Origin of the sequence: Pseudomonas sp. NFX224, assembly GCF_048565165.1 — a bacterium.
Taxonomy (GTDB): domain Bacteria; phylum Pseudomonadota; class Gammaproteobacteria; order Pseudomonadales; family Pseudomonadaceae; genus Aquipseudomonas.
This window is the reverse complement of sequence record NZ_CP183416.1, coordinates 3,245,652-3,270,101: the sequence shown is the minus strand read 5'-3', so window position 1 is coordinate 3,270,101 and position 24,450 is coordinate 3,245,652. Positions and strand designations below refer to the sequence as shown.

The window sequence follows — 24,450 nt, the reverse complement described above, 5'->3', positions numbered from 1 at the left end:
CATTACATTGCCAGTATCCGCACCTATAATGCCGCGCCCTCGTTATCGCGATACGGCATTTAAGCTCCTCTTCTTATTGAGGAATTGACAGGACACCCCGGTGCCCGTCAGTGGGTCCCATCAGCCCGACCAGCAAGTGCGGCTGTTCAAATACTCAGGGAAGACGTACTCATGGCATCCCGCGCCCTTCTAGTCGTCGCGCTCAGCGCCGTTACGCTATTGTCCGGCTGCTCGGCTTTTCGCAACTATGACTCCGAACTGGCTCAAACCAATCAGCAACTGGCCTCGGGCAATGTCGACGCCGCGCTGACCTTGTTGGAAAAAAACAACTCCGGCACCGATAAGGACCTTCTCTACTACTTTGAGAAAGGTGAGCTGCTGCGCGCCAAAGGTGATTATTCCGGAAGCCAGATTGCCTGGGGCAGTGCCGATCAAGTGGTCAGCCAATGGGAAGACTCGGTCAAACTCGACTCAGCCAAATACCTGGCCCAGTTCGGTAGTTTCCTGGTCAATGACAAGGTCCGTCGTTACGAAGGCTACGACTACGAAAAAGTCATGCTGACCACGCAAATGGCTCTTAATCTGTTGGCCGCGAACGACTTCGACGGCGCACGCACCGCGATCAAGAGGACTCACGAACGCGAGGCCGTGATCGCTGATCTGCGTGACAAGGAATACCTCAAGAGTGAAGAGGAAGCCGAGAAAGAAGGCATCACCACTCAGTACAAGGACTTGCAGGGTTACCCGGTCGCCAGCCTCGATGCGCCGGAAGTGGTCAGCCTGAAAAACAGCTACCAGAGTGCGTTCAGCCATTATCTGGCCGGTTTCGTCTATGAAGCCCTGGGTGAAAAAGACCTGGCCGCACCGGGTTATCGCAAAGCCGCCGAGCTGCGCCCGAACACCCCACTGTTGGAACAAGCGCTGAAGGACCTCGACAAGAAAGGCGCCAAGGATGAGGACAGCGATATCCTGATCGTCGTGCAAAGCGGTCTGGCGCCGGCTCGGGACTCGATCCGCATTCCGCTGCCGCTGCCGATCAGCGGTAGCGTGGTGATCACGCCGCTGTCGTTTCCGGTCATCAAGCCTGACACCTCCACCGCGGCATTCGCCCAGATCGGCGTGGACGGTCAGCAGCTCAACCTGACGCAACTCAACAGCACCACGGCCATGTCCCAACGCGCCCTGCGAGACGATATGCCGGGCATCATCGTGCGCACGACCGTTCGCGCGGTGACCCGTGGCGTGGCGCAGAAAAAGATCAACGAAACCAACCCGTTGGCAGGCCTGGCGGTCGGCCTCACTTCAGCCGTGCTCGAAGGCGCCGATACCCGTACGTGGCGCACGCTGCCCGACAACACCCAAGTGGTGCGTCTGCGTTTGAAGAAGGGCGAGCACCAACTCACGCTACCGAACGTGGTGGGTGGCTCGACGGTGAACGTTACGGTCGACCAGCGTTATCAGGTGATCAGCCTGCGCGCCGTGGGCAATCAGGTGTTCGCTGGCGGTGTCGCCGCTCAAGTGATCCCTCGTGTCAGCCCGACCGCTGTGGCCAGCCTCACTCAACCTTAAGAACGGAGTCTTCCCTTGCGATTCAAATTCATCGCCGTCCTCGGCCTGGCGCTGCTGGCCGGCTGTGCCACCCCGCCGCCACCGGAGCCGGGCAGCGCCGCCAGCAAAGTCGTGGCCCAAGGCAAGTTGAAGAACATCGCGGTCGGCGCCATGCGTGTAGCGCGTGAAAACGGCTTCATGACGGTTAACGCTCAACTGAGCAATACCAGCTTCAACAACAAGACTTTCTACTACCGCTTCGCGTGGCTTGGCCCTGAAGGTTTCCCGATTGCCGAAGAAGAAGTCTGGAAAAGCCAAATGATGTACGGCGAACAGAGCAGTTTCATTCAGGCCATCGCCCCGACGGCCAAAGCCGTGGATTTCCGTCTGGAAATCAAGACGCCTTAAGCACGACACCCTATTCCCGTTTCAGAGAGCACTCCCATGTTTGCACGCTTTTCTTTCATCGCTGTCATCGCCCTGCTCGCCAGTGGTTGCGCCAATACCTCGCCAACCCTGGGCAGCAAGAACATCAGCTACGGCGATACCAAAGCGGTTGAAACCGTGACCAACGAATTCGGCTCGACCGATCTGCAAATGATCGCCGAAACCATGACCCGCTCCCTGGCCCAGTCCGGCATTCTGCAAGGCCGTCCGGTGGTGCAGGTCTATGACGTGAAGAACAAGACCAGCGAGTACATCGATACCCGCGAAATCACCACCAGCATCAAGACCCAACTGATGAAGACCGGCACCGCCCGCTTCGCCAGCGACAACACCCAGATGCAGAGCCAGGTTGATCAGCTCAAGCTGCAAAACCAGAGCGGTCTGTACAAGAAAAGCACCGTGGCCAAGACCGGCAACATGATCGCCGCCCAGTACCGTCTCGAAGGTTCGATCAGCTCGATCGTCAAGCGCAGCAGCGACTACAAGGACGTCTTCTACAAATTCAGCCTGCAACTGATCGACGTTGAAAGCGGTCTGGCCGAGTGGATGGACGAAAAAGAGATCCGCAAGACCACGGAGCGTTAATCAATGCGCGCATGGATTGGCTTGATGGCCCTGGCCTATGCGTTCGGCGTGCAGGCAGCCCCAAAGGTCGCGGTGACGGACCTGGCGTATCAAGAGCGGGTGGAACAGTACATCCACATCGTCTCGGCCCAGACCAACTACAACCACAGTGAATACGGTGCCAGCGGGTCGTCGAACTACAACGAGATCGAAGCCACCACCAGCTACATCGAACAAGCCGAGCTGCGTAAATTCACCGGTGACATCAAGGGCGAGATCCTTCGCACCGGCATGTTCCAGCTGGTGCAGGGCACGCCATACACGGCCTCGTCCAAGGGTGACATCTACGATGTGATCAAGCGCATCAAGGCTGGCAACTTCAAGGGTGCTGATTACGTACTGTTCGGCACGGTGTCGGACATCGACTTCACCCGCGACGTTACCGAACTGGCCAACACCGACAGTCATTCCGCGGTGCTGGGACTGACACTGGTGGCGGACTTCAGCCTGATCAATACCCGTACCTACGAAATCACCTCGGCCTTCACGGCGATGGGCGAAGGTCAGGACACCAAGCTGGTAAACGGTCGCGACATCAAAGTCTCCCTGAACCGCCCGCGCGTCGTGCGCGAGGTGTCCAAGGCGCTGGGTGAGGACGTAGCGGCACAATTGAGCCAACAGCTCGGCGGCGGTTACGAGCAACCTGGGCAGGCCCCATTGCGCAACAACCTGCCGGCGGATACCGCACCGGTCATTTTGCGCTGATACCCGAAATGAAAAAGGCGACCTGAAAAGGTCGCCTTTTTTGTGCCTGACGCTTTTAAACCGCCGCTTTACGCAACGTAGCCATGAACGCCGCCGCGCCGATGAACAGGCCGGCAAAAGTGCGGTTCATGCGCTTCTGCTGTTTCGGCGTGCGCAACAAGCGCAGCACCTTGGACGCCAGCCCGGTGTACCCGGCCATGACGATCAGATCGACGCAGATCATGGTCACACCGATGATCACGTACTGGATCAGCAGTGGCGCATGCGGGTCGATGAACTGCGGCAACACCGCGAGCATGAACACCAGTGCCTTGGGGTTGCTGATGTTCACCAGGAAACCACGGAACACCAGGGCCATTGGCTTGCCGATCTGGCGCACGGCCGCGTCATCGCTCATGTCGCTGGGCAGCGCGCGCCATTGCTTGATGGCGAGATAGACCAAGTACGCCACACCGAACCATTTGATCGCATAGAAGGCTGTAGCCGACGCTGTGAGAATCGCGCCCACACCGGCGCCGACAATGGCGATCTGCACCGCAAGGCCCAATTGCAGGCCCAGGGCGTTCCAGTAACCGCGCCAGAAACCGTATTGCAGACCGCTGGACATCGACGCAATGGCGCCGGCGCCTGGGGACAAACTGATCACCCAGCAGGCGGCAAAAAACGCCAGCCATGTTTGAAGCTCCATTGCACACCTCGACTCAGACTCGTGACAGACGTCTAAGCTAATGCGGCTTTGGGCCGGTGACTACCGATTTTTTGTAGGAGATGGCGACTGTCGAGCAGCGATTGCGCCTACTTCTCAAAGCCGCTCGACGGGAAAACGTCCGTCCCGCGCCAGCGCCGCACCGAGCGCTGGAAGAACAGGTTATTGGGCACTTGCACCATGGCGCTGCCGGTGCCCAGCTCTTCAGCCTCAATTAACGTGGTGTAGAGCAGATTGATCGCCACTACCCGACCTTTGACGCCAGGCTTGTCGGTGGTGTCCACCAACTCGACCACATCACCGATGCGAAACGGGCCGACGGTGAAAATCAGGATCGCGCACAGCAGATTGGAGAGCACGCTCCACATGGCGAAAAACGCCACCGCCGCGACGGCGACAAACCCGGACAACGCGGTCCAGAGCACCGTCGCCGACACACCAAGGCGCTCCAGTACGAAAATCAGCGCACTGCCCATGACTAGCCAGCGCAGGCCGCCACGAAGCGGCATCAGCAGCTGCGGCGGAAACGGGTAGCGCTCACCGAGGCGGGTCAGGCATTTGGCGATGAAACGCTGGGCGACGTAACCGGCCAGCAGGATCATCAGAATCTGCACGCCGAGCCAGATCGGCTCGACCCACACCGCCGGCAGCGGCAGCTTGAAAGCGTCCATCAGGACAGCGCCTCCAGCTCCGCCTGCATGCTTTCCAGCAGTTCCAACGCTTCCATCCAGGCTTCTTCCAGCTCCGCTTCACGCACCTTCAGCTTGGCCTGCTCGGCCAGTAGGTCACGCAGGTCGTTCTTGCGCGCCGGCTCGTAGAGGTCACTGTCACCGAGGCTGGTATCGATCTTCGCCAGTTTCTCGTGCAGCTTGCCCAGTTCGGCTTCGAGCTTTTCCGCTTCGCGTTTGTGCGGCGCCAGTTGCTGACGCAACGCAGCAGCGGCCTGACGCTGGGCTTTCTTGTCGGTCTTGTCCGGGTTGACCGGCGTGTTGCTAACCGGTGCATTACGCTGGCGATACTCCACCAGCCAGCGGGTGTAGTCTTCAAGATCGCCGTCGAATTCCTCGACCTTGCCGTCCGCCACCAGATAGAAATTATCGGTGGTGCTCTTGAGCAAATGACGGTCGTGGGAAACCACCAATACCGCACCGCTGAATTCCTGCAGGGCCATGGTCAGCGCGAGGCGCATTTCCAGGTCCAGGTGGTTGGTCGGTTCGTCGAGCAACAGCAGGTTCGGCCGATCCCAGGCGATCAACGCCAGCGCCAGACGCGCTTTCTCGCCACCGGAGAAATTCAGCACCGGCTCGTCGATTCGCGCACCCCGGAAGTCGAAACCACCCAGGAAGTCGCGCAGGGTCTGCTCGCGCTCGGTCGGTGCCAGACGTTGCAAGTGCAGCAACGGGCTGGCCTTGGAATCCAGCGAGTCGAGCTGATGCTGGGCGAAGTAACCCACGACGGTGTTCTCGCCACGGGTCAAGCGACCGGCCAATGGCGACAGCTCACCGGCGAGGTTCTTGATCAGGGTCGACTTACCGGCACCGTTCGGACCGAGCAAGCCAATCCGCGCACCTGGGGTCAGTTGCAGCTTGACCTTCTCGAGCACGGCTTTGTCGCCGTAACCCAAGCGGGCATCGGACAGGTCAATCAGCGGGCTGGAGATTTTCTGCGATTCGCGGAAAACAAAATCAAATGGCGAATCGACGTGGGCCGCGGTCAGTTCTTCCATCCGCTCCAGCGCCTTGATCCGGCTCTGGGCCTGGCGGGCCTTGGTGGCTTGGGCCTTGAAGCGGGCGATGTAGCTTTCCATGTGCGCACGTTGCGCCTGCTGCTTCTCAAAGGCCTGCTGTTGCTGGGCCAGGCGTTCGGCACGGGCACGTTCGAAGGCGCTGTAGCCACCGCGATAGAGGGTGATCTTGCGCTGATCGACGTGCGCGACGTGATCGACCACGGCATCGAGGAAGTCCCGGTCGTGGGAAATCAGCATCAAGGTGCCAGGATAGCTTTTGAGCCATTCTTCGAGCCAGATGATGGCGTCGAGGTCCAAGTGGTTGGTCGGTTCGTCGAGCAGCAACAGGTCCGATGGGCACATCAAGGCCTGCGCCAGGTTCAGACGCATCCGCCAGCCACCGGAGAAGTCCCCGACCTGACGGTCCATCTGCTCGTTGGTGAAGCCCAGGCCGGCCAGCAACTTGCGCGCCCGGGCGTCGGCGGTGTAACCGTCGGCGCTGTCGAGCTCGGAGTGCAGGCGGGCCTGTGCGGCACCGTCATGGGCCGCTTCGGCTGCCGCGAGGTCGCGTTGCACCTGGCGCAGACGCAGGTCGCCATCAAGCACGTAGTCGACCGCCAGGCGTTCGAGGGTGTCGACTTCCTGGCGCATGTGGGCGATACGCCAGTCGGCCGGCAGGAAGCAATCACCCGAGTCCGGGTGCAGTTCGCCCCGAAGCAAGGCGAACAAGCTCGATTTGCCGGCGCCGTTGGCACCGATCAGGCCGGCTTTCTGGCCGGCGTGCAGGGTCAGCTCGGCGTCTTCTAGCAGACGTTGCGGGCCACGCTGTAAAGTCAGGTTCTGAAGTCGAATCATAATGGCGGCGGAGTCTACCAGCTTCGCTCGCAACTGGCGCGAGTAGCACTATGTCCTCTGACCTGTGGAGCTTTTCCCTCAGCACTTACGCCAAGCCGGGCGTCGAGCCGGCGTGCCTGCAATTACAGTCGACGGGGGTCAATGTGTGTCTGCTGCTTTGCGCGGCATGGCTTGGCCAACGAGGCATCGCCTGCAACGAACAACGCTTGCAGCAACTTCGCAGTGAGACCACGTCCTGGGACGCTGAAGTCGTGCGACCGTTGCGGGCACTGCGCATGCAATGGAAAGACGCCGCCACGAAGGATGGCGAGCTGAGCAAGTTGCGTGAGCAAGTGAAGACGCTGGAGCTGGAAGCCGAGCGGCATCTGTTACAGCGACTGGAACGATCGGCACAGAACTGGCCGCAAGAAGAGAAGACCGATCTATCGGCCTGGCTGGAAGGTGTGGCGGCAGACGCCGCCCACCTCGACCGCGACGCGCTGCATCAGCTGCGCGTCGCGGTAACCGGCACTTAGGAAGCGCTGGTTGGGGTGGAGGTTGCTGCGCTCGAAACGGTGGCCGGCGTTGGAGCTGGCGTAGTTGTCGAGGTGGAAGCTGTCGAAGCAGGTGCTGCGGCTGGGGTAGCCGGTTTGGCAACAGGGGCAGTCGCTGGCTTGGCAACAACCGGTTTTTTCACTGCCGGTTTGGCTGCTGGTTTAGCAGCAGGTTTGGCCGCTGGTTTTGCAGCAGGCTTGGCAGTGACTGGCTTGGCAGCGGGTTTGGCTGCGGCAGTTTTCGCGGCGCTGGCAGTTGCCGGTTTGGCGGCAGTGGCAGGTTTCGCAGCAGCGGTTTTAGCGGCCGGTTTTGCAGCTGGTTTAGTCGCTGCTTTCGCTGCAGGTTTTGCCGCGGGCTTGGCTGCGGTTTTGGCTGCAACAGGTTTGGCGGCCGGCTTGGCAGCAGGCTTCGCCGCAGCGGTTCTGGCAGCAGGTTTTGCAGCTGGTTTAGCGGCAGTTCTTACGGCTGGTTTTGCTGCTGGTTTTGCTGCTGCAGTTTTCGCCGCGGCAAGTTTGGCAGTTGCTGTTTTTGCGGCAGCAGGTTTGGCGGCGACAGGCTTCGCAGCAGCCGTTTTAGCGGCAGGTTTCGCAACAGCCTTGGCTGCGGCTTTCACCGGTGCTTTGGCAACCGGTTTGGCGGCAGGCTTGGCCGGTGCTTTGGCAGCAGCCGGTTTGGCAGCGGCTTTCTTCGCAGGGGCCGCAGCAGACTTGGCCGCACGCAGGGACAACGCCTTGCCGACAGCCTCTTGAACACGACCAACGCCTTGGGCCAGTTTCAGGCTTTCCTGAGCGTCGCGCTTGAGTTGCAGGATGTAGCCACGAGTGTCCGACTGACGCTCTTTGAGAGCATCAAGCAGGTCTTCGAGTTCTGTCACTCCGTCCTTGGCTTTGGCTTGTGCCTTGGCCTTGCCGGCCGCCGCAGCGTCCTGCAATTTGGTGCGGGATTTATGCAATTTTTCCTGCGCTTTTCCGCGCTGTTTTTCCAACTTGGCGAGCAGTTTTTCAGCATCAGCCAAGGCTTCGGAACAAGCGGTTTCCAGATGCTCGAGCAGGCTGCTCGAGAGTTGTTGGAGCAGGTGCAACGGAGTGTTTACTGGCTTCTTGGTGGCCGACATGGTTTACCTCCTGGCTGAAGTGAGTTGCGGCTCATACTAGACCTCTGCTGCAACCGCCGCTAGGGCATGTTGACACTATCGAAAGCGGTGCGTTGCAAACGAACGAAAATCTTCTTCGTCGACGCAAAAAGCAGTTCACCTTTGTGGGCATTCACACTGGCATAATCGCCCGCATCTCAGGCTGGAGAGTGCCCATGTCGCGCTACCTTTTTTTGTCGCTGTGCGTAATTTTTTCCGTGGCTCAGGCCGCTGAAAAAACCCCGGAAAATGACGCCCACGATCTTGCTTACAGCTTGGGAGCGAGCCTCGGCGAACGCCTGCGCCAGGAGGTTCCCGACCTGCAACTCAAAGCGCTGGTCGAAGGTTTGCAGCAGGCTTACCAAGGCAAGCCACTGGCGTTGAAAGACGAGCAGATCGAGCAGATTCTCACCGAGCACGAAGCCCGGGTTGCCATGCAATCACCTGCACCGCAAAGCGAGTTGGCGCTGGAAAACGAAAAACGTTTTCTCACCGAGGAAAAAGCCAAGCCCGGTGTTCGCGAACTGGCTGATGGAATTCTGCTGACCGAGTTGGTACCCGGTAATGGCGTCAAGGCCGGACCGAACGGAAAAGTTCAGGTGCTATACATCGGGCGCCTTCCCGACGGCACTGTGTTCGACCAAAACAGTCAGCCACAGTGGTTCAGTCTCGACAGCGTAATCAGCGGCTGGCGCAGTGCATTACAGCAAATGCCGGTGGGCGCAAAATGGCGGCTGGTGATTCCTTCGTCGCAAGCCTATGGCGCCGAAGGTGCCGGCGACCTGATCGCGCCTTTCACACCTCTGGTGTTCGAGGTCGAGTTACGCGGCGCTAACGGTTGAAAGCAGAATGAAAAACGGCGTGCCTTGGCACGCCGTTTCGGGATCTTGCGGGAAGCGCTTCAAGCCTGGACCGGATCGGCTTCCTTGTGCGCAGTGTGCAGCACTTCGATCAGGCAGTCTTCCAGTTCGAAGCGCTCATGCAACAGGCCGCCGAGCTCCTTGAACTTCTCTGCGACACACTTTCCTTCATCGCACAGGTCGTTGAACGCGAGAAGTTTCTCGGTGATGACGTCGATGCGCGGGTAGATAGTCTCGGCGAGTTCCAGGCCTCGCTTGTCGTTGAAGGCCTTGGCCTCCCCCGTCAGCTGCTCATAGATCTCGAAGTGCCCGGCGGAGACGTAATCGACCAGCACGCCGCAGAACTCCTGCAAAGGCTTTCGGTTCTCGCCCAACGCTTCAGGCTTTGCGCCGAGATCATCATAAGCCCCGATCAGTTCGTGTCGCTCCTGCAACCAGCGATCGATCAGCAGGTGCACTCCACCCCAGCGTTCCTGAGCATTCTGACAACTTTCGAGCATGGTGATCTCTCTTCCCTTGTGGGTCAGCTGCTCTATGCCCGCTCGCCTCTTGTAATGGGCGGTCGGACAGAGCGTCATCGAGCAACAGAATTCCAATGACACGTGCGGGCCAGATTATGCCCGCACGACTGTGGCTTCAAGGTACGCACGCGATAAAGTTCATACAAGTGTTTAATCACGCACAAAGGCCCGGTGCGACGACTCGCCGCTGAGCGGTCGTTGCAAAGCGCTCCAGACAAGGCGCAACAGCTGATAAACACACAGAATCATCATCGCGACGAAGAACAGCAGACTCCACTCTGGAATGCTCAGATCGAACAGTGTCCAGGTGATCTCCACGCAGTCGACAGTGCCTTTGAACATCTGCTGCATGACACACATCCACGGCGCGTTGGCGAACGGCTCTGTCAGATTCGGCGCGCAGGCCGACAGTTGATGCACCGGGTCACTTTGCAACAACACCTGCCGCCACGCCGTGACCGTACCCGCCAGGCTACAGAGCAGGCCCGACAACCAATACAGGAAAGCACCGAGCTGACCAGGCCCCTGCACGGCAGCCAGCAGGCAGACACCGGTCAGCAACGCCAGGCAAACCCGTTGCAACAGGCACAAGCCACAGGGCGTGAGGCCGACGGCATATTCCAGATAGTAGGACGCGCCCAGGACCAGGGTGCACGTAACGAAAACCGTGAAAAACAAGGAGCGTGAGCAGGCCAAAGACATGGCTTTTCCGTGACAATTAAGGACCGACGGCTACGGTAGAGGAAAGCGCGCCAGCCTTTCAAGGCAGGTCCGCAGCGACACTTCAGCAGGGACGTAGGGAATTCCCGACAGACGCCAGAGGATCAGGTGTAGTCCCTTGTAGGACTTTGCTTAAGATGCGATAGGAAGGCAAAAAACAGAGTGACTTTCGCCACTTCCACACTGCGTCCTGTAGCAGCTGGCGCAGGCTGCGTCAGCTGCTACAAGTGCAGCTATCAAGCGTTTACCGGCACCGGTAGCGGTGCGGCCAGCAAGCGCTCATCCAACAAGCCCAGGCCTTCCTGAAACAGCTGATTGCTGCGTTCAGTGTCGCCCATTTGCGCCAGCAGCCGAGCCAGTTCGGCGCAGGCTTCCGGATTACGCTGCACACGCAGGCTGCTTTCCAGATAGTCCCGGGCCTTGCCCCACAGGCTGGTTTGCAGGCACAGGCGCCCCAGGGTCAGCAACAGACTCGGATCAGCAGGATGATCCTTGAGCCAGCCTTCGGCGAGTTGCAGCTGGCGCGCCGGATCACTGCCGCGCACCAATCCGTAGAGGCGTGCGAGATGGCTGTCGTAGTTGCGCTTGAGCGCATTGCGCAAGATCTCTTCGGCTTCGGCCTGAGCGCCCAACTGGCGCAGTTGTTCGGCATAGGCCAGTACCAGTTGCGGCTCTTGGCGTTGAGCAGACGTCAGTTGCTGCCAAGCGTGCTCAAGCGCTTGCAAGCCAACGCTGCCGTCCGCTTCCTGATGCACAGCCAGGGACAAGTTCTCACCCCAGGCACGGCGCTCCAGCTCGGCCAGTTCGGCCTTGGGCAGGACTTTATCCTTACGCAATTCGGGTAGCAGTCGGATCACCGCCGACCAATCGCCGCGTTGTTGGTGCAGGCGCTGCAACTGACGCAGGGTCTGAGCGTTATGAGGATGACGCTCGTGCATCGCTTGCAGGGTCGACAGGGCGCCGTCGACATCGCCGCGATCGGTTTGCAATTGCGCATGGTTCAAGGCAATCGCCAATTCCGCCTGAGGCTGACGCTCCAGTGCACGCTCCAGCAGGTTGTCGCTTTCCTCGTAATGTCCTTGTTCGTTCGCCGCACGCGCAGCACCGAGGTAGTACAGCAACGGTTGACGTTCGGCTTCCGCAGCACGCTGCAAATGACGCTGTGCACTGGCCCAGCGACCTTCGGCCAGGTCCAGTTGACCATGTTCGATCGCCACTTGTACCCGGCGACTGCGATTACGCCGCGACCAGGGATTGACCACACCACCGGAGGTCGTCACCAGCTCGATCAACGCCTTGATGCCCCAGAACACCAGCCAGAGTACCGCCACCAACGCCAACGTTGCCCACAGGCTCGATTCGAAGCGGAAGCTCTTGTAGGCGATCAGCACGTAACCGGAATGCTCGGCGATCGCCAGCCCCAGCGCAGCCGCAGCGGCGATGACCAGAAACACGATCACATAGAGGCGCTTCATGGCGTGGCCTCCTGGGTGACAGGTTTGGCCAGCGGCTTGATCGAGTCTTCAGCATTGACGTTACGCCGTTCTAGATACCCCTGTACCGCGCTCAGCGTGCCAGTCAGATCCGGGGTCACCACCGTGACCGGTTGCTTGCTCAGCTCGGCCACTTGCTCAAGCATCACTTTGCTCTGCGGGTTGTCCGGGTTGAAGTTGCCCTTGAGCACATCCCGCGCCTCATCCAGCGCCTGGGTGTAAACCGCGGCCTGACCGTTAAGCGCGGCCCATTGCGCCTGTTCCAGCGCGAGGCTTAGCGCCAGGCGCACTTGGCTCAGGCTCTGCCCGGCCAGCAGTGGACGGACATTTTTGTCAGCGTTGAAATCGATGCGGATGTAGCGCGAAATCTGGTCCCACCATTGCGCCCAACGGCTGGCGCCATCGCCATCGGCGGTCAGGCCCAGCAGCGACTCGCCGCGGTCCTTGTACTCGGGTGCCAACTCGGTGAGGCTGATGACTTGATCACGCAGCGCGCCCAGCCGCAGGAACAAACCGGTGCGATCCGGCTGCTCGGTGCTGCGCAAGGCCACCAAGGTCTTGGCCACTTGCTCGCGAGCGGCAAAAGAGCCCGGATCATTCTGCTCACGGAGAATTTCATCGGCGCCCTGCACCAGTGCCTGGGCACTGCTGATGTCCTGCAATGCCGACAGTCGCAGGCTGGCCAGACGCAACAAGTGCTCGGCCTCGGCCAGACGCCAATCCTTGCGGCTGGCGCCGAGGACGGTTTCCAGACGTTGATTGAGTCGCTGCTGATCACCCTGCAACTGGTTCACCAGACGGCTGCGCTCTTCCAGCACGTCGGCGCCGGGCAGTTGTTCAAGACGTGCGCTCAAGCGTTGCTCATTGAGCTTCAGACTTTGCGCCTCGTCGCTCAACGCCTGCACCTGGCTCAACTGCTGCTGGTTGGTCGCTTGCAGATGGCGCACCTGCCAGACACCCCAACCGCCCACCGCAACACCGGCGGCGCCCAGCAGTAGCGCGACGATTGCCAGCCCATTGCCTCGACGCTGCCCGGCAGCAGGTGGAGGTAGCGCTTCATCAACAGGCACATCAACCGGCGCATCAATCACAGGTCGCGAGTCATTTTTAGGCAAGGCTGTTTCGCTCACGTATCCATCCTTTGCATTAGAGAACGGGTTCGGGATGCTCCCGTAACGCCGTCAGCAAAGCCGCGGCGCTCGCACCACGACAATCCACAACTGTTATGGCCCCGGCGGCACGTGCCAGCTCGGCGACCCTGGGGCTTGGTACAAACAACGGCAACCGCGCCAATTGCGGCCAGGCATCACCCGCCAATCGATGCAGGTGCTCAAAACCTTGTCCACTGCTGACCACCAGTGCGTTCAGGCGTTCCGCTTCAATCCGCTGCGCCAATGTTGCCGGCGGGTATTGCGGCAGCTCGCGACGGTACAACTCCAGATACTCGACACTAGCACCTCGCTCGCGCAAGCGCTCGGCCAGCAGTCCGCGCCCGCCCTCGCCGCGCAAAATCAGTACACGCGGATCAGGCCGGGCGACAGCCTCGCGCAACCCGGGCAATTCAAGCAAGGCTTCACTGTCATCGCCGCCTTCGGGAAAGCTCACATCCAGACCGCTATCCTCGAGGATTTGCGCGGTGGCCGCACCGACACTGAACCACTTCACACCTCGCGGTTGCAGGCCGATCCGGTCAAGCAGTTCAACGCCGATTCGCGCGGCAGGTTTGCTGACCACGATCACGGCGCAATAGCGATCCAGATCGCGGATCACGTCGCACATTGTCTCAGAGGCCGGTATCGGCGCTATGTCCAAAAGCGGCAGGCTGCTGCTGAAAACGCCCTGCTCGGCCAAGACTCCGCTCAGCGCTGCCGACTCATCCGCCGGACGCGTCAGCAGCAGGCGCCAGCCCGTCACTCGTGACCTGCCTCGCCATAGACCGCTTTGAGAATATCGGCGGCACCCTGGCTCAAAAGGTCTTCGGCCACTTGCACACCCAAAGCTTCAGCCTCGCCACGCGGCGCGCGCGCCTGGGCACTGAGCAGCAGGCCGCCGCTCGGTTCGCCCACCAGGCCACGCAACCAGACCTGCTCGCCCTCAAGCACGGCGTAGCAGGCGATTGGCACCTGGCAACCGCCATTCAGATGTTTGTTGAGAGCACGTTCGGCAGTCACGCGAGTCGCGGTGTCCTGATGGTGCAGCGGCGCCAGCAGCGCGTGAATTTCGCTGTCGGCGGTGCGACATTCAATCCCCACTGCGCCCTGGCCGCCGGCCGGCAGGCTGTCGTCGACGCTGATGGCCGAGGTGATGCGATCTTCAAACCCCAGCCGAATCAAACCGGCGGCGGCGAGAATAATCGCGTCGTACTCGCCCGCATCCAGCTTGGCCAGACGGGTGTTGACGTTGCCGCGCAGGAAACGGATTTCCAGATCCGGGCGACGGGTCAACAACTGGGCCTGGCGACGCAGGCTCGACGTGCCGACGATGCTGCCTTGCGGCAACTCATCGAGGCTGGCGTAGGTATTGGAGACAAAAGCGTCACGCGGATCTTCGCGCTCGCAGATGCAGAACAGGCCGAGCCCTTCGGGGAAGTCCATCGGCACGTCTTTCATGGAATGCACGGCGATGTCGGCTTCGTTTTCCAGCAGCGCGGTTTCCAGTTCCTTGACGAACAGGCCCTTGCCGCCGATTTTCGACAGCGGCGAATCGAGCAGCTTGTCGCCGCGACTGACCATGGGCACCAAGGTCACGAGCAGACCGGGGTGGGCCTCCTCCAGACGGGCTTTGACGTATTCGGCCTGCCACAGGGCGAGAGCACTTTTGCGGGTGGCGATGCGGATTTGGCGAGAGGACATGGATCAATCCGTACTGAATAGATACGGCGGATAATAACAGCTCAGCCAAATCCACTTTGACTTGTATCAGAAACTACTCGGCCTCCCTGGCCCCGGATGTCCGGCAATCGGGTGTGAGATTCGTCTGCGAGCAGCGAATTAAAGCTGTTGCATCATTTTCCGTACGCCGGCCACATGACGCCGACTGACGATCAATGCATCGCCGTTCAAGCCTTTGAGGAACAGCTGAAAATGCCCCAGAGGCGTTCGTTGCAAGCGTTCGATGCGCTCGCGGGCGACCAGTGCATTGCGGTGGATGCGCACGAAGCGGTCACCGAATTCGTCTTCAAGGGCCTTGAGCGGTTCATCGAGCAACACTTCGCCGGCTTCGTGGCGCAAGGTCACGTATTTGTGATCGGCAATAAAGTAGACCACTTGATCCAGCGGAATCAGCTCGATCCCTTTACGGGTGCGGGCGCTGATATGGCTGCGGGGGCCACTGCCACTTTCGGCGGCCGGACGGGTCAGGGCCGACAGCTGAACACGATTGGGGCGTTCGGCTTTTTTTAACGCGTCATGTAGATGTTCAGTTCTCACAGGTTTCACCAGATAGCCTACGGCACTGGCCTGTAAGGCTTCCACGGCAAATTCATCGGGCCCGGTGCAAAACACCACGGCGGGCGGGGTTTCGCGTTCGCACAATCGCGCGGCCACTTGCAGGCCATCGAGGCCTGGCATGCGGATATCGAGCAGCACGATATCCGGCTTGTGGCTGTCGATCAGTGCCAACGCTTCTTCGCCGTTCGTGGCGCTGGGCTCCAGGACACTGTATCCCTCGAGTTCGCCAACCATTCGGCTCAGGCGCTCGCGGGCAAGGGGGTCGTCATCAACGATCAGGACATTCATATTGCGCTGGATTCCTGCGTGAGTCTCGCACAAGGATAGCGTAGACAGGTGAAGTGACGTCCGTCACCGCGATCCACGCTAAGACTAGCGCGAGCGTCAAAAAGTGCCGCTGGTCGGGCAGCTAAATTTTCATCTGCCGGGCGATTAGCGGCCCAGGCCCGCTTTGGCGACACATCGCCACAGGGTTTGCTGATACGCAATATGAACACCCCCCTCTTCTTATAGTCAGCGGTTGCACCAAGAAGTGCACTGTTCCTACTGACCAACTGTAGACGGTTGCCGGAGCGATATTGCTCAAATGGGAAATATCATTGTGCAAAATGTTGAGACGCCGCCTTGGGCGTGACGCACGCTGCAAAAACCAGTCGACCAGTGTCAGCGACAGGATTGGCAACCCTGTTATTATCCGCGCCAGCTTTCAACGCCATTTTTCTTCAGCCGATACGAGCGAATTCATGAGCACTGACAAGACCAATCAGTCCTGGGGCGGCCGCTTCAGTGAACCCGTCGACGCCTTCGTCGCCCGCTTCACCGCCTCCGTCACCTTCGACCAGCGCCTGTATCGCCACGACATCATGGGTTCGATCGCCCATGCCACCATGCTGGCCAAGGTCGGCGTGCTGACCGATGCCGAGCGCGACAGCATCACCGATGGCCTGAAGACCATCCAGGGTGAAATCGAGGCCGGCCAGTTCGACTGGCGCGTGGACCTCGAAGACGTGCACATGAACATCGAGGCGCGCCTGACCGACCGCATCGGCGTAACCGGTAAAAAGCTGCACACCGGCCGCAGCCGTAACGACCAGGTCGCCACCGACATCCGCCTGTGGCTGCGTGACGAAATCGACCTGATCCTGAGCGAAATCACCCGCCTGCAAAAAGGCTTGCTGGAACAGGCCGAGCGCGAAGCGGGCAGCATCATGCCGGGCTTCACCCACCTGCAAACCGCGCAACCGGTGACTTTCGGGCACCACATGCTGGCCTGGTTCGAAATGCTCAGCCGCGACTACGAGCGTCTGGTCGACTGCCGCAAGCGTACCAACCGCATGCCACTGGGCAGCGCTGCGCTGGCGGGCACCACCTACCCGATCGACCGCGAATACACCGCACAACTGTTGGGCTTCGACGCCGTCGGCGGCAACTCGCTGGACAACGTGTCCGATCGCGATTTCGCCATCGAATTCTGCTCGGCCGCCAGCATCGCGATGATGCACCTCTCGCGTTTCTCCGAAGAACTGGTGCTGTGGACCAGCGCGCAGTTCCAGTTCATCGATTTGCCAGACCGCTTCTGCACCGGCAGCTCGATCATGCCGCAAAAGAAAAATCCGGACGTGCCGGAGTTGGTGCGTGGCAAGACCGGCCGTGTATTCGGTGCGCTGATGGGCCTGCTGACCCTGATGAAAGGCCAACCACTGGCCTACAACAAGGACAACCAGGAAGACAAGGAGCCGCTGTTCGACGCCGCCGACACCCTGCGCGACTCGCTGCGCGCCTTCGCCGACATGATCCCGGCGATCAAGCCCAAGCACGCGATGATGCGCGAAGCGGCCCTGCGCGGTTTCTCCACCGCCACCGACCTGGCCGATTACCTGGTGCGCCGTGGCCTGCCGTTCCGTGATTGCCACGAAATCGTTGGCCATGCCGTGAAGTACGGCGTGGAAAGTGGCAAGGATCTGGCGGAAATGAGCCTGGAAGAACTGCGCAAGTTCAGCGACCAGATCGACCAGGACGTGTTCGCCGTGCTGACCCTGGAAGGCTCGGTCAATGCCCGTAACCACATCGGCGGCACTGCGCCGGCGCAGGTCAAGGCCGCCGTGGCTCGCGGTCAGGCCCTGCTCGCCAGCCGTTAAGCCAAAAGCGACACCTGAGCCCGGTGGCTATAACCACCGGACTCGCTCTTTCATCGAGCCGAATTCCCCACGGCCCGCACGCGTTCCAGAAACGCTGGTGCCTCGGCACGCCTGTCGGCAGCGACCTTTTGCACATTCGGATTCTCCGCCAGGCGCTCCAGCAACGCCTTGGCACCTGGCATGCCAGAGAGAAAGTCGATGCCGAACAGGCGCTGCCCGACGTCTACGGCAAGGTCGACACTGTAGAGAAAATACAAATCGGCCACAGTGAAGTGCTCCCCCGCCACATAAGGCGCAAACCGCGACCGATGCTTCAACGCTGTAAAACCCTTGATCAAATCCCGCTCGGCCTTGGCCCTCAGCGCCTCGGGCGTCGGCCGCCCACCGAAAAACACCTCGACGTAACACACCCTCGCCGGCAGCTCGATGTACAGCTCGATTTCTTTGGCCAGCGCCCGAACAGTGGCGCGGGCAAACGGGTCTGTCGGCAGCAACGGAGCGCCTGCCTGAGTCTCCTCGATGAAATCGAGGATGGCATCGGTCTCGCTGAGAAAACCCTGCCCGGTTTCCAGAACCGGTACTTTTCCCCGAGGACTGACCGAGAGGATCTGCGGATTCTGGCAGCCGTGAAAAGGCACGGTTTCGAAAGCTACGCCTTTTTCCAGCAGCGCCAGTTTGACCATGTTGAAGTAGTTACTTGCCGCAAAACCGTAAAGTTTGAGCATCACCGGGTCTCCTTGACCGTGTGGTTGATTGATCGAAAAACGATCTGATGCTCAAGGTAAACACTGTCCCGAATCCGGGAAGGCTTCGGTTATTACCGCTTACGACGAACACACCTGAAGGTGCTGTCCTACAAGGACGGAGGCCATATGAGTCAGAAGATTGCGAATCGCCTGACACTCTGGCCGCCCCCCGCAAGTTTTACTTTTTGGCGGCGACCATTGCCATGAATGCCGGCATCGCCGCTTCCTTGTCCGCTGCAATCCGCTGTACGTTCGGATTCTGCTCCAGTCGCTGCAACAGCGCCTTGGCCGCTGGCAGCTCGGCCAACAGATCGATGTCAAACAGCTTCTTGGCGACCCCACAAGCCAATGGCACGCTGTACAGGAAATACAAATCCGCCACGCTCAGGCTTTCGCCCGCCACGTAAGGGCTGAATTTGCCGTGCCTGCCCAGTGACGCAATCCCCAGCAGCAATTCGGTCCTGGTCTTTTCCTTGATCGCGTCAGGCAGCGTCATGCCGAAAAACGCTTCCGGGTAGCAGGCCCGCCCGGGCAACTCGATGTACAACTCGATCTCCTTGGCCAGCGCCAGCACCTGTGCACGCTCCAAAGGATCAGCCGGCAGCAGCGGCGTACCCTTCTGGCTTTGCTCGATGTATTCGAGAATCACACTGGTTTCATTGATGAAACCCTGCTCCACCCCCAGCACCGGCACCTTGCCGCGGGGGCTGATGGCCAGCGCTTCGAGCGTTTGGCCGCCGTAGAACGGCACCTCTTCGAACGGCAGTCCCTTTTCGAGCAGCGCCAGCTTCACCATGTTGTAGTAGTTACTGACAGAAAATCCGTAAAGCTTAAGCATCACAAAGCCTCCAGGCCGTGCGGGGTGGGCAGTGCCTGTTTATAGAACGCTCCGGTGATTCTTGCCAGCAGCATCACGCAGCTGAATGCAGGTAAACTGGCGGCCTTTTCCCAAGGAGCCTGCCATGAGCGAGCCAACCGATATCGATGCCGACGAAGAAGAGTTCGCCGAAAACACCCTGGTCGAAGCCATCGAAAACCAGATTGAAAGCGACAACCCGCCAGCGGCCAAGGCAACGTTCAACAAGCTGACCCTGGTGGGCTATGAGCGAGAAGAAATCCTCAACCTGATGGCCCACGTTTTGGCGGTAGAAATCGACGCAATCCTCGAAGAAGACCGCGCGTTCAATACCGAATGGTACGAAGCTGCGTTGCGGGCATTGCCAGAGTTGCCGCCGGAAAAGAAGTAAATCGAACGCCGTGAGGGTTGCAGACTTGCTTCCCTCACACTTTGTGACCAATCCATCCTGCCCTTCCCCAGACCCCGACTACACTCAATCCACCCCGCCGCCACACCACCCACCGGGGATCGTAGCCCCCAATCGAAAAAACCCTGTCGCGAGCACTGGACATGCCGCACGAGTGGGATCACCTTAGGGGCGCTGTCGTCCAATTCCTAGAAAGTCTGGAGTCCTTATGTCGCTTACCCCTGAGTTGGTTGCCGAACTGGAAGTCCTCGCACTCTTCAACCTGGACAGTTCCCAGGAAGGTCTGAAAATTCATCAGACCGCTGCCCCGAAACACATTGCCGCTGCCAAACGCCTCTTTGAAAAAGAACTCACTGACCAGCCCGATGGCGGTTACCTGACCAGCCTGGGTCGTGACGCCGCGCAAAATGTGCAAACCGTGCTGACCATTCTTAATGCCGAAGTAACAGCCTGAATTCCTCCGCATCGCCCACGGGAACCCCTGCCACGGGATTTCCGCGGGCAGACTCGGTTCTCTACTGGTGTCATACGGTAGGAATCTGACGCCAAAAAAATAAAATCAGCTTAAATGTCCCGGGGTCGAGGCGCTAAACTGCCACCCATTCCGAGGCCCCACATCCGAGCCCTGCGAGCCGGTTTGAGCTGACATGACCCGCACCTATGAAATCCGCCCCGATCTGGACGAAGGCATCGACCGCAAGGTTCTCAGTCAGCTGCGCGCGCGTTTCCTGAAGCTCAACGACGGCCGCATGGCACGCGCCATGGAAGGCTTGTCGCCCCGTCAACAGGGAGTGTTGAGCCTCCTGCCGCTGTTTTTCCACGTCAATCACCCGCTGTTGCCGGGCTACGTCTCAGGCAGCACACCGGCCGGGCTGTCGAATTACGAGCCGGACGCCAATGTCCTCGCCGAAGCCCAGCGCCTGACCCGTTCGTTTTCCTACAAGCCACGTCACGGCAGCAATCCGCCACGACCGATTCACGGCCTGTTCCTGATGGGCAGCCTCGGCACCCTGGCCCAGGCTGACCAAAGCGATATGGACGTGTGGGTTTGTCACGGCTCGGACCTGAGCGAAACCGAGCTGGCCGAGCTGCGCAAGAAATGTCAGCTGCTTGAAGCATGGGCCGCCAGCCAAGGCGCCGAGGCGCATTTCTTCCTGATTGATCCGGTGCGCTTCGTGCGGGGCGAGCGCGATAACCAGTTGAGCTCGGAAGACTGCGGCACCACCCAGCACTATCTGTTGCTGGACGAGTTCTATCGCACCGCCATCTGGCTGGCCGGGCGCACACCCATCTGGTGGCTGGTGCCGGTCTATGAAGAGGCAAGCTACGACCGCTATACCCACACGCTGCTATCCAAACGTTTTATTCGCGCCGACGAAACACTGGACCTGGGGCACCTGGCCTTTATCCCGCCCGGCGAGTTCGTTGGTGCCGGGCTCTGGCAGTTGTTCAAGGGCATCGAGTCGCCCTACAAGTCGGTGCTCAAGCTGCTGCTGACTGAGGTTTACGCCAGCGAACACCCCAGGGTCCAGTGCCTGAGCCTGCGCTTCAAACAAGCGGTGTTTGCCGATCAGCTCGACCTTGATGAGCTGGACCCGTACGTCGTGGTTTACCGGCGTATCGAGGAATACCTGATTGCCCGCAACGAACCGGAGCGCTTGGAGCTGGTGCGTCGCGCGCTGTATCTGAAGGTCAATCGCAAGTTGACCGGGAGCGGCAACCGCACACAGAGTTGGCAACGCTCACTGCTCGAACGCCTGGCCCATGAATGGAAGTGGGACCAACGGCAACTGGCCCTGCTCGACAGTCGCAGCCAGTGGAAAGTCCGGCAGGTCAGTTCGGAACGCCGCGCCCTGGTTAACGAATTGAATTACAGCTACCGCTTCCTGACCCAGTTTGCCCGTAATGAACAAACCGTCAGCCTGATCAACAAGCGCGATCTCAGCGTGCTCGGCCGACGCCTGTATGCCGCCTTCGAACGCAAGGCGGACAAGGTCGAATTCATCAACCCCGGCATCGCTCCGGACCTGGCTGAAGACACCCTGACGCTGGTGCACTCGGTCGACAAAAAAGAAGCGGGGCAAACCCAATGGGGCCTGTACAACGGCAGTTTGACCGCGCTTGAGTGGGAGCATTTCGCGCCGATCAAGCGCAGCCGCCAATTGCTCGAACTGCTCACCTGGTGCCACCGCAACGGCGTGATCGACAGCAGCACCCGCCTGGCCTTGCACCCGGGCAGCAGCGACTTGAGCGAGTTCGAGTTGTTCAACCTGCTCGGCAGCCTGCAACAGAGCATCCCCCTGCCTCTGCCAACTGTCGCCGAAGAGCCGTTGCTACGCGCCAGCGTGCCCAGCGAAGTGCTGATCCTGGTGAACGTCGGCGTCGACCCGCTCAAGCACCACCGCGACTTGAACATCCTGATGACCACCGAGCGCACCGACTCCCTGAGCTACGCCGGCGTTCGGGAAAACCTGGTATTGACCCTGGATCAGGTCACGCTCAACAGCTGGAACGAAGTACTGGTCAACCGCTACGACGGCCCCCACGCCCTGCTCGACTGCATGCGCGACTACCTCAACAACTTGCCGGACGGCCCGCGACAACCCCGGTTGCGCGTGCGCTGCTTCTGCCACAACCGCGCGCAGTTCATTGCCCAGCGTGTCGAAGACATCCTCGACACGGCGCAAAACCTGCTGCTGAGCAAACTCCATCATCGCTACGTGATTCAGGTCCAGCAGCATTACCACGTGCTGGAGCTGGTGCCCGGCAAGGTCGAACACGTCGCCGCCGCCACGCTGCCCGCGCTGTTCGATTACCTGGGCGAAGAATTACCCCGTTACAGCCCGCTGCACCTGGACCCGATGGCACTGGAAGATCACGACCTGGCGCTGCTCCTGCCCATGGGCCAGCCGGAGTGCATTCAGGTGTTCTACCGGATCAATGAAGACCAGGCCGACCTGTACGTACTCGATGAATTCAATGCCTTGTGGCACCAGCGTTTGCCGTGGCATGACGAGCAAAGTCTGCTGGTGCCGCTGCAACGGTTCCTGCAATCGATTCAGTACCGGCGCGACGCCTTGCAGCCCATGGACGCCGCTCAACCTCCGAGCCTGGACACCCTGTATTACCAACTGCTGCCCTCAGGTACCGGCCGCGCGCGTCGGGTCGAAGCCCGTCCGGCCCCGCAAACCCCGGTCAACAAACCGTTCTATGACGTACAGGCGATCGTTGGCAAAGCCGCACCGGGCAAGGTGCACGTCACGTTGTATTGCAATCAGCGGGAGTTTTCAGAGCTGGAGCATGGCGACCAACTGTTCAGTGTGGTCGCCCGGGAAATCGTCGGGCAACGCCGCGAGACCGAGCGCTATCGCTGCTACATCACCGACCTGGACCTGTCGGGCCTGCTCGGTGATGGTCAGGGTTCAAGCAATCTGTATCTGCGTTACAAAGCCGACCTGGAGCGCGCATTGAACGAGGCGCTCGAGCAGGTCTGAGACGCGGTCAAACGCTGTAATCGCCGCCATTGGCCGGCTGCGATTCGACTTCCAGCAGGGTCAGTTTCAGGGTCTTGCCGCCCGGTGCAGGCCAGTCAATATGCTGGCCGACTTTCAGGCCCAGCAGCGCACTGCCGACCGGTGCCAGAATCGAGATTTTGCCTTCGTCGGCATTGGCATCCTTCGGGTACACCAGCGTCAGGTGGTAGTCCTTGCCACTGCTCTCTTCACGGCAGTGAACGCGGGAATTCATGGTCACGACATCGGCGGGCACTTCATCGTGACCGACCAGTGTATCGGCGCGATCCAGCTCGGTTTGCAGCGCGATAACGCCCGGCAACGTGTCATCCAGGCTGTCGATCAGGCGCTCCAGACGTTGAACGTCCAGACGGGTAAGGGTGATGGAAGGTGCGGTCATGATCAGGGCAGACTCCTTTCTTCTGCACGAAAAAAGCAAAACCCCGCCAGAAAAAGGCGGGGTTTTCACAAGCCTCGATGGGTTGAGGCGTACCCGGACACTATCACAGCTCAAAAAATATACAAGTCATGGCCCGGAGCCCTGTTTACGCTGTACAGCTTGCGCGCAAATCACCCGCCGACGCTCGTCATCCGCCGAGCGCCATTCGCGGATGTCTTCGACATGTCGGAAACATCCGAGGCAGACTTTCTGCTCATCCAGCCGACAGACACCGCTGCACGGCGACGGCACGGCCGGACTGACATTGCTGTAGAGCGGCTTGGGCGGACGGACGGGAGCGGGCTGGGTCACGACGTTACAGGCCCTCGAAATCGAATTCGGCACCGGCCTGCTGCTTGACGATGCGCTCAAGCATTTCGCCCAGCTGCTCTTCGCTCTTGTCGCACATCCAGCGCTCGCTTTCTTCGTCATAATCGAAGTGGAAACCACCGGATACCGCTGCCAGCCATAACTGGCGCAAAGGTTCCTGGCGGCTGAAAATCAGCTGCGTGCCGTTCTCGAACTTGACGGTCAGCACACCGGCCGAGCTCTCCAGATCAATATCCAGATCGCTTTCGTCAAAGATGTCTTCCAGCTTTTCCTGGGTTTCATCGACCAGATCGTGGAAACGGGCTTCGGACAAACTCATTGCGGCAACCTCAAAAATTGTCTGATCAGGCTCAAGCGCCGCAAGATACGACCGAGTCCTGTCGATTGCAAAGGATAACGACCAAGGGGGCCATCCCCGTGGGCATCTGGCGAGGCCCGCCGGACGGGAGCCCCATCGCATAGGCAAGCTGCCGGGTGGCCGGTATACTCCGGCGCAATTAATGCATTTTCAAGGATTTCGCCATGAAGCGCCTGATCTCTTCCCTTGCTGCGCTCCTCGCGGTTGCCTGTCTTGTTTCGGCCTGCGGCCAAAAAGGCCCGCTGTACCTGCCCGATGACGACCAGGACCCTGCAGAGCAGGCCCAGTCTTCACAAAAGCAGCCGTCAAAAGCACACAAGCACGACGTTTACCAATAAGGGA

General features: G+C 60.0%; 27 protein-coding genes. 11 read left to right on the top strand and 16 right to left on the bottom strand.

Going from position 1 to position 24,450, the window contains the following annotated elements; genetic code table 11:
• Positions 1-171: 171 nt before the first annotated feature.
• The 4 genes from ACNYC6_RS14730 to ACNYC6_RS14715 are packed head-to-tail and all read left to right on the top strand — an operon-like array spanning position 172 to position 3,324.
• Positions 172-1,569 (top strand): COG3014 family protein, encoded by a 1,398-nt coding sequence (locus ACNYC6_RS14730; RefSeq protein ID WP_419712879.1) that lies wholly within the window; start codon positions 172-174, stop codon positions 1,567-1,569.
• 15 nt (positions 1,570-1,584) lie between these two features.
• Positions 1,585-1,956: a DUF1425 domain-containing protein gene (locus tag ACNYC6_RS14725; RefSeq protein ID WP_419712878.1), complete on the top strand. Its 372-nt coding sequence runs from the start codon at positions 1,585-1,587 to the stop codon at positions 1,954-1,956.
• 36 nt (positions 1,957-1,992) lie between these two features.
• Positions 1,993-2,580, top strand: coding sequence for a penicillin-binding protein activator LpoB (gene lpoB / locus ACNYC6_RS14720; RefSeq protein ID WP_419712877.1), 588 nt, complete (start codon positions 1,993-1,995; stop codon positions 2,578-2,580).
• Positions 2,581-2,583: 3 nt separating this feature from the next.
• Positions 2,584-3,324, top strand: a complete 741-nt coding sequence (locus tag ACNYC6_RS14715; protein WP_419712876.1) for a penicillin-binding protein activator LpoB — start codon at positions 2,584-2,586, stop codon at positions 3,322-3,324.
• Between the two features lie 55 nt (positions 3,325-3,379).
• On the opposite strand, the gene rhtB is transcribed toward ACNYC6_RS14715, so the two are convergent.
• From rhtB to ACNYC6_RS14700, 3 genes are all read right to left on the bottom strand, one after another.
• Positions 3,380-4,012, bottom strand: coding sequence for a homoserine/homoserine lactone efflux protein (gene rhtB, locus ACNYC6_RS14710; RefSeq protein WP_223443875.1), 633 nt, complete (start codon positions 4,010-4,012; stop codon positions 3,380-3,382).
• 107 nt (positions 4,013-4,119) lie between these two features.
• Positions 4,120-4,701: a mechanosensitive ion channel domain-containing protein gene (locus ACNYC6_RS14705; RefSeq protein WP_419712875.1), complete on the bottom strand. Its 582-nt coding sequence runs from the start codon at positions 4,699-4,701 to the stop codon at positions 4,120-4,122.
• The gene (locus ACNYC6_RS14700; RefSeq protein ID WP_419712874.1) at positions 4,701-6,611 is read right to left on the bottom strand and encodes an ATP-binding cassette domain-containing protein; all 1,911 of its coding nucleotides are present in this window, start codon (positions 6,609-6,611) and stop codon (positions 4,701-4,703) included. Before ACNYC6_RS14700 ends, ACNYC6_RS14705 begins: the two co-directional genes overlap by 1 nt.
• Before the next feature lie 50 nt (positions 6,612-6,661).
• On the opposite strand from ACNYC6_RS14700, the gene ACNYC6_RS14695 reads away from it, so the two are divergent.
• Positions 6,662-7,126 carry a TIGR02444 family protein gene (locus ACNYC6_RS14695; RefSeq protein ID WP_419712873.1) on the top strand — a complete coding sequence of 155 codons (465 nt, stop codon included), beginning with the start codon at positions 6,662-6,664 and terminating at the stop codon, positions 7,124-7,126.
• On the opposite strand, the gene ACNYC6_RS14690 is transcribed toward ACNYC6_RS14695, so the two are convergent.
• Entirely contained in the window at positions 7,123-8,259 is a 1,137-nt protein-coding gene (locus ACNYC6_RS14690) for an AlgP family protein (RefSeq protein WP_419712872.1), read from the bottom strand. The two genes, ACNYC6_RS14695 and ACNYC6_RS14690, sit on opposite strands and share 4 nt — an antisense overlap.
• A gap of 194 nt (positions 8,260-8,453) precedes the next feature.
• Here ACNYC6_RS14690 and ACNYC6_RS14685 point away from each other — a divergent pair, with 194 nt between their 5' ends.
• Positions 8,454-9,119 (top strand): FKBP-type peptidyl-prolyl cis-trans isomerase, encoded by a 666-nt coding sequence (locus ACNYC6_RS14685; protein WP_419712871.1) that lies wholly within the window; start codon positions 8,454-8,456, stop codon positions 9,117-9,119.
• Positions 9,120-9,178: 59 nt separating this feature from the next.
• Here the strand turns inward: ACNYC6_RS14685 and rsd are convergent, their stop codons facing one another.
• From rsd to ACNYC6_RS14650, 7 genes are all read right to left on the bottom strand, one after another.
• Positions 9,179-9,637 (bottom strand): sigma D regulator, encoded by a 459-nt coding sequence (rsd, locus tag ACNYC6_RS14680; RefSeq protein ID WP_419712870.1) that lies wholly within the window; start codon positions 9,635-9,637, stop codon positions 9,179-9,181.
• Between the two features lie 171 nt (positions 9,638-9,808).
• Positions 9,809-10,360, bottom strand: a complete 552-nt coding sequence (locus ACNYC6_RS14675; protein WP_419712869.1) for a disulfide bond formation protein B — start codon at positions 10,358-10,360, stop codon at positions 9,809-9,811.
• 254 nt (positions 10,361-10,614) lie between these two features.
• The gene (locus ACNYC6_RS14670; RefSeq protein ID WP_419712868.1) at positions 10,615-11,853 is read right to left on the bottom strand and encodes a heme biosynthesis protein HemY; all 1,239 of its coding nucleotides are present in this window, start codon (positions 11,851-11,853) and stop codon (positions 10,615-10,617) included.
• Entirely contained in the window at positions 11,850-13,001 is a 1,152-nt protein-coding gene (locus ACNYC6_RS14665; protein WP_419712867.1) for a uroporphyrinogen-III C-methyltransferase, read from the bottom strand. The genes ACNYC6_RS14670 and ACNYC6_RS14665 overlap by 4 nt, the downstream gene beginning before the upstream one ends.
• A 16-nt stretch (positions 13,002-13,017) precedes the next feature.
• On the bottom strand, positions 13,018-13,785 hold the full coding sequence (locus ACNYC6_RS14660; protein WP_419712866.1) for a uroporphyrinogen-III synthase: 768 nt from the start codon (positions 13,783-13,785) through the stop codon (positions 13,018-13,020).
• Positions 13,782-14,723 (bottom strand): hydroxymethylbilane synthase, encoded by a 942-nt coding sequence (gene hemC, locus ACNYC6_RS14655; RefSeq protein WP_419712865.1) that lies wholly within the window; start codon positions 14,721-14,723, stop codon positions 13,782-13,784. The genes ACNYC6_RS14660 and hemC overlap by 4 nt, the downstream gene beginning before the upstream one ends.
• A gap of 138 nt (positions 14,724-14,861) precedes the next feature.
• Complete coding sequence (locus tag ACNYC6_RS14650) at positions 14,862-15,608, bottom strand: LytR/AlgR family response regulator transcription factor (protein WP_075946453.1); 747 nt, start codon at positions 15,606-15,608, stop codon at positions 14,862-14,864.
• 455 nt (positions 15,609-16,063) lie between these two features.
• On the opposite strand from ACNYC6_RS14650, the gene argH reads away from it, so the two are divergent.
• Positions 16,064-17,458 (top strand): argininosuccinate lyase, encoded by a 1,395-nt coding sequence (argH, locus tag ACNYC6_RS14645; RefSeq protein ID WP_150705413.1) that lies wholly within the window; start codon positions 16,064-16,066, stop codon positions 17,456-17,458.
• Positions 17,459-17,508: 50 nt separating this feature from the next.
• Here the strand turns inward: argH and ACNYC6_RS14640 are convergent, their stop codons facing one another.
• Together ACNYC6_RS14640 and ACNYC6_RS14635 are read right to left on the bottom strand one after the other, a co-directional pair.
• Entirely contained in the window at positions 17,509-18,183 is a 675-nt protein-coding gene (locus ACNYC6_RS14640) for a glutathione S-transferase family protein (RefSeq protein ID WP_419712864.1), read from the bottom strand.
• A gap of 199 nt (positions 18,184-18,382) precedes the next feature.
• Positions 18,383-19,042, bottom strand: coding sequence for a glutathione S-transferase family protein (locus ACNYC6_RS14635; RefSeq protein WP_419712863.1), 660 nt, complete (start codon positions 19,040-19,042; stop codon positions 18,383-18,385).
• A gap of 124 nt (positions 19,043-19,166) precedes the next feature.
• Between ACNYC6_RS14635 and ACNYC6_RS14630 the strand changes: the two genes are divergently transcribed.
• From ACNYC6_RS14630 to ACNYC6_RS14620, 3 genes are all read left to right on the top strand, one after another.
• Complete coding sequence (locus ACNYC6_RS14630; RefSeq protein WP_075946455.1) at positions 19,167-19,451, top strand: hypothetical protein; 285 nt, start codon at positions 19,167-19,169, stop codon at positions 19,449-19,451.
• Between the two features lie 226 nt (positions 19,452-19,677).
• The gene (locus ACNYC6_RS14625) at positions 19,678-19,923 is read left to right on the top strand and encodes a TIGR02647 family protein (RefSeq protein ID WP_057712785.1); all 246 of its coding nucleotides are present in this window, start codon (positions 19,678-19,680) and stop codon (positions 19,921-19,923) included.
• 193 nt (positions 19,924-20,116) lie between these two features.
• Positions 20,117-22,963, top strand: coding sequence for a class I adenylate cyclase (locus ACNYC6_RS14620; protein ID WP_419712862.1), 2,847 nt, complete (start codon positions 20,117-20,119; stop codon positions 22,961-22,963).
• Positions 22,964-22,970: 7 nt separating this feature from the next.
• Here the strand turns inward: ACNYC6_RS14620 and rnk are convergent, their stop codons facing one another.
• The 3 genes from rnk to cyaY all read right to left on the bottom strand — a co-directional run bounded on the left by rnk (position 22,971) and on the right by cyaY (position 24,069).
• Entirely contained in the window at positions 22,971-23,381 is a 411-nt protein-coding gene (rnk, locus tag ACNYC6_RS14615) for a nucleoside diphosphate kinase regulator (RefSeq protein WP_419712861.1), read from the bottom strand.
• Between the two features lie 126 nt (positions 23,382-23,507).
• The gene (locus ACNYC6_RS14610; RefSeq protein ID WP_419712860.1) at positions 23,508-23,732 is read right to left on the bottom strand and encodes a DUF1289 domain-containing protein; all 225 of its coding nucleotides are present in this window, start codon (positions 23,730-23,732) and stop codon (positions 23,508-23,510) included.
• 4 nt (positions 23,733-23,736) lie between these two features.
• Positions 23,737-24,069, bottom strand: a complete 333-nt coding sequence (cyaY, locus tag ACNYC6_RS14605; RefSeq protein WP_150734040.1) for an iron donor protein CyaY — start codon at positions 24,067-24,069, stop codon at positions 23,737-23,739.
• Between the two features lie 203 nt (positions 24,070-24,272).
• Between cyaY and lptM the strand changes: the two genes are divergently transcribed.
• Positions 24,273-24,446: an LPS translocon maturation chaperone LptM gene (lptM, locus tag ACNYC6_RS14600; RefSeq protein ID WP_419712859.1), complete on the top strand. Its 174-nt coding sequence runs from the start codon at positions 24,273-24,275 to the stop codon at positions 24,444-24,446.
• Positions 24,447-24,450: the final 4 nt, after the last annotated feature.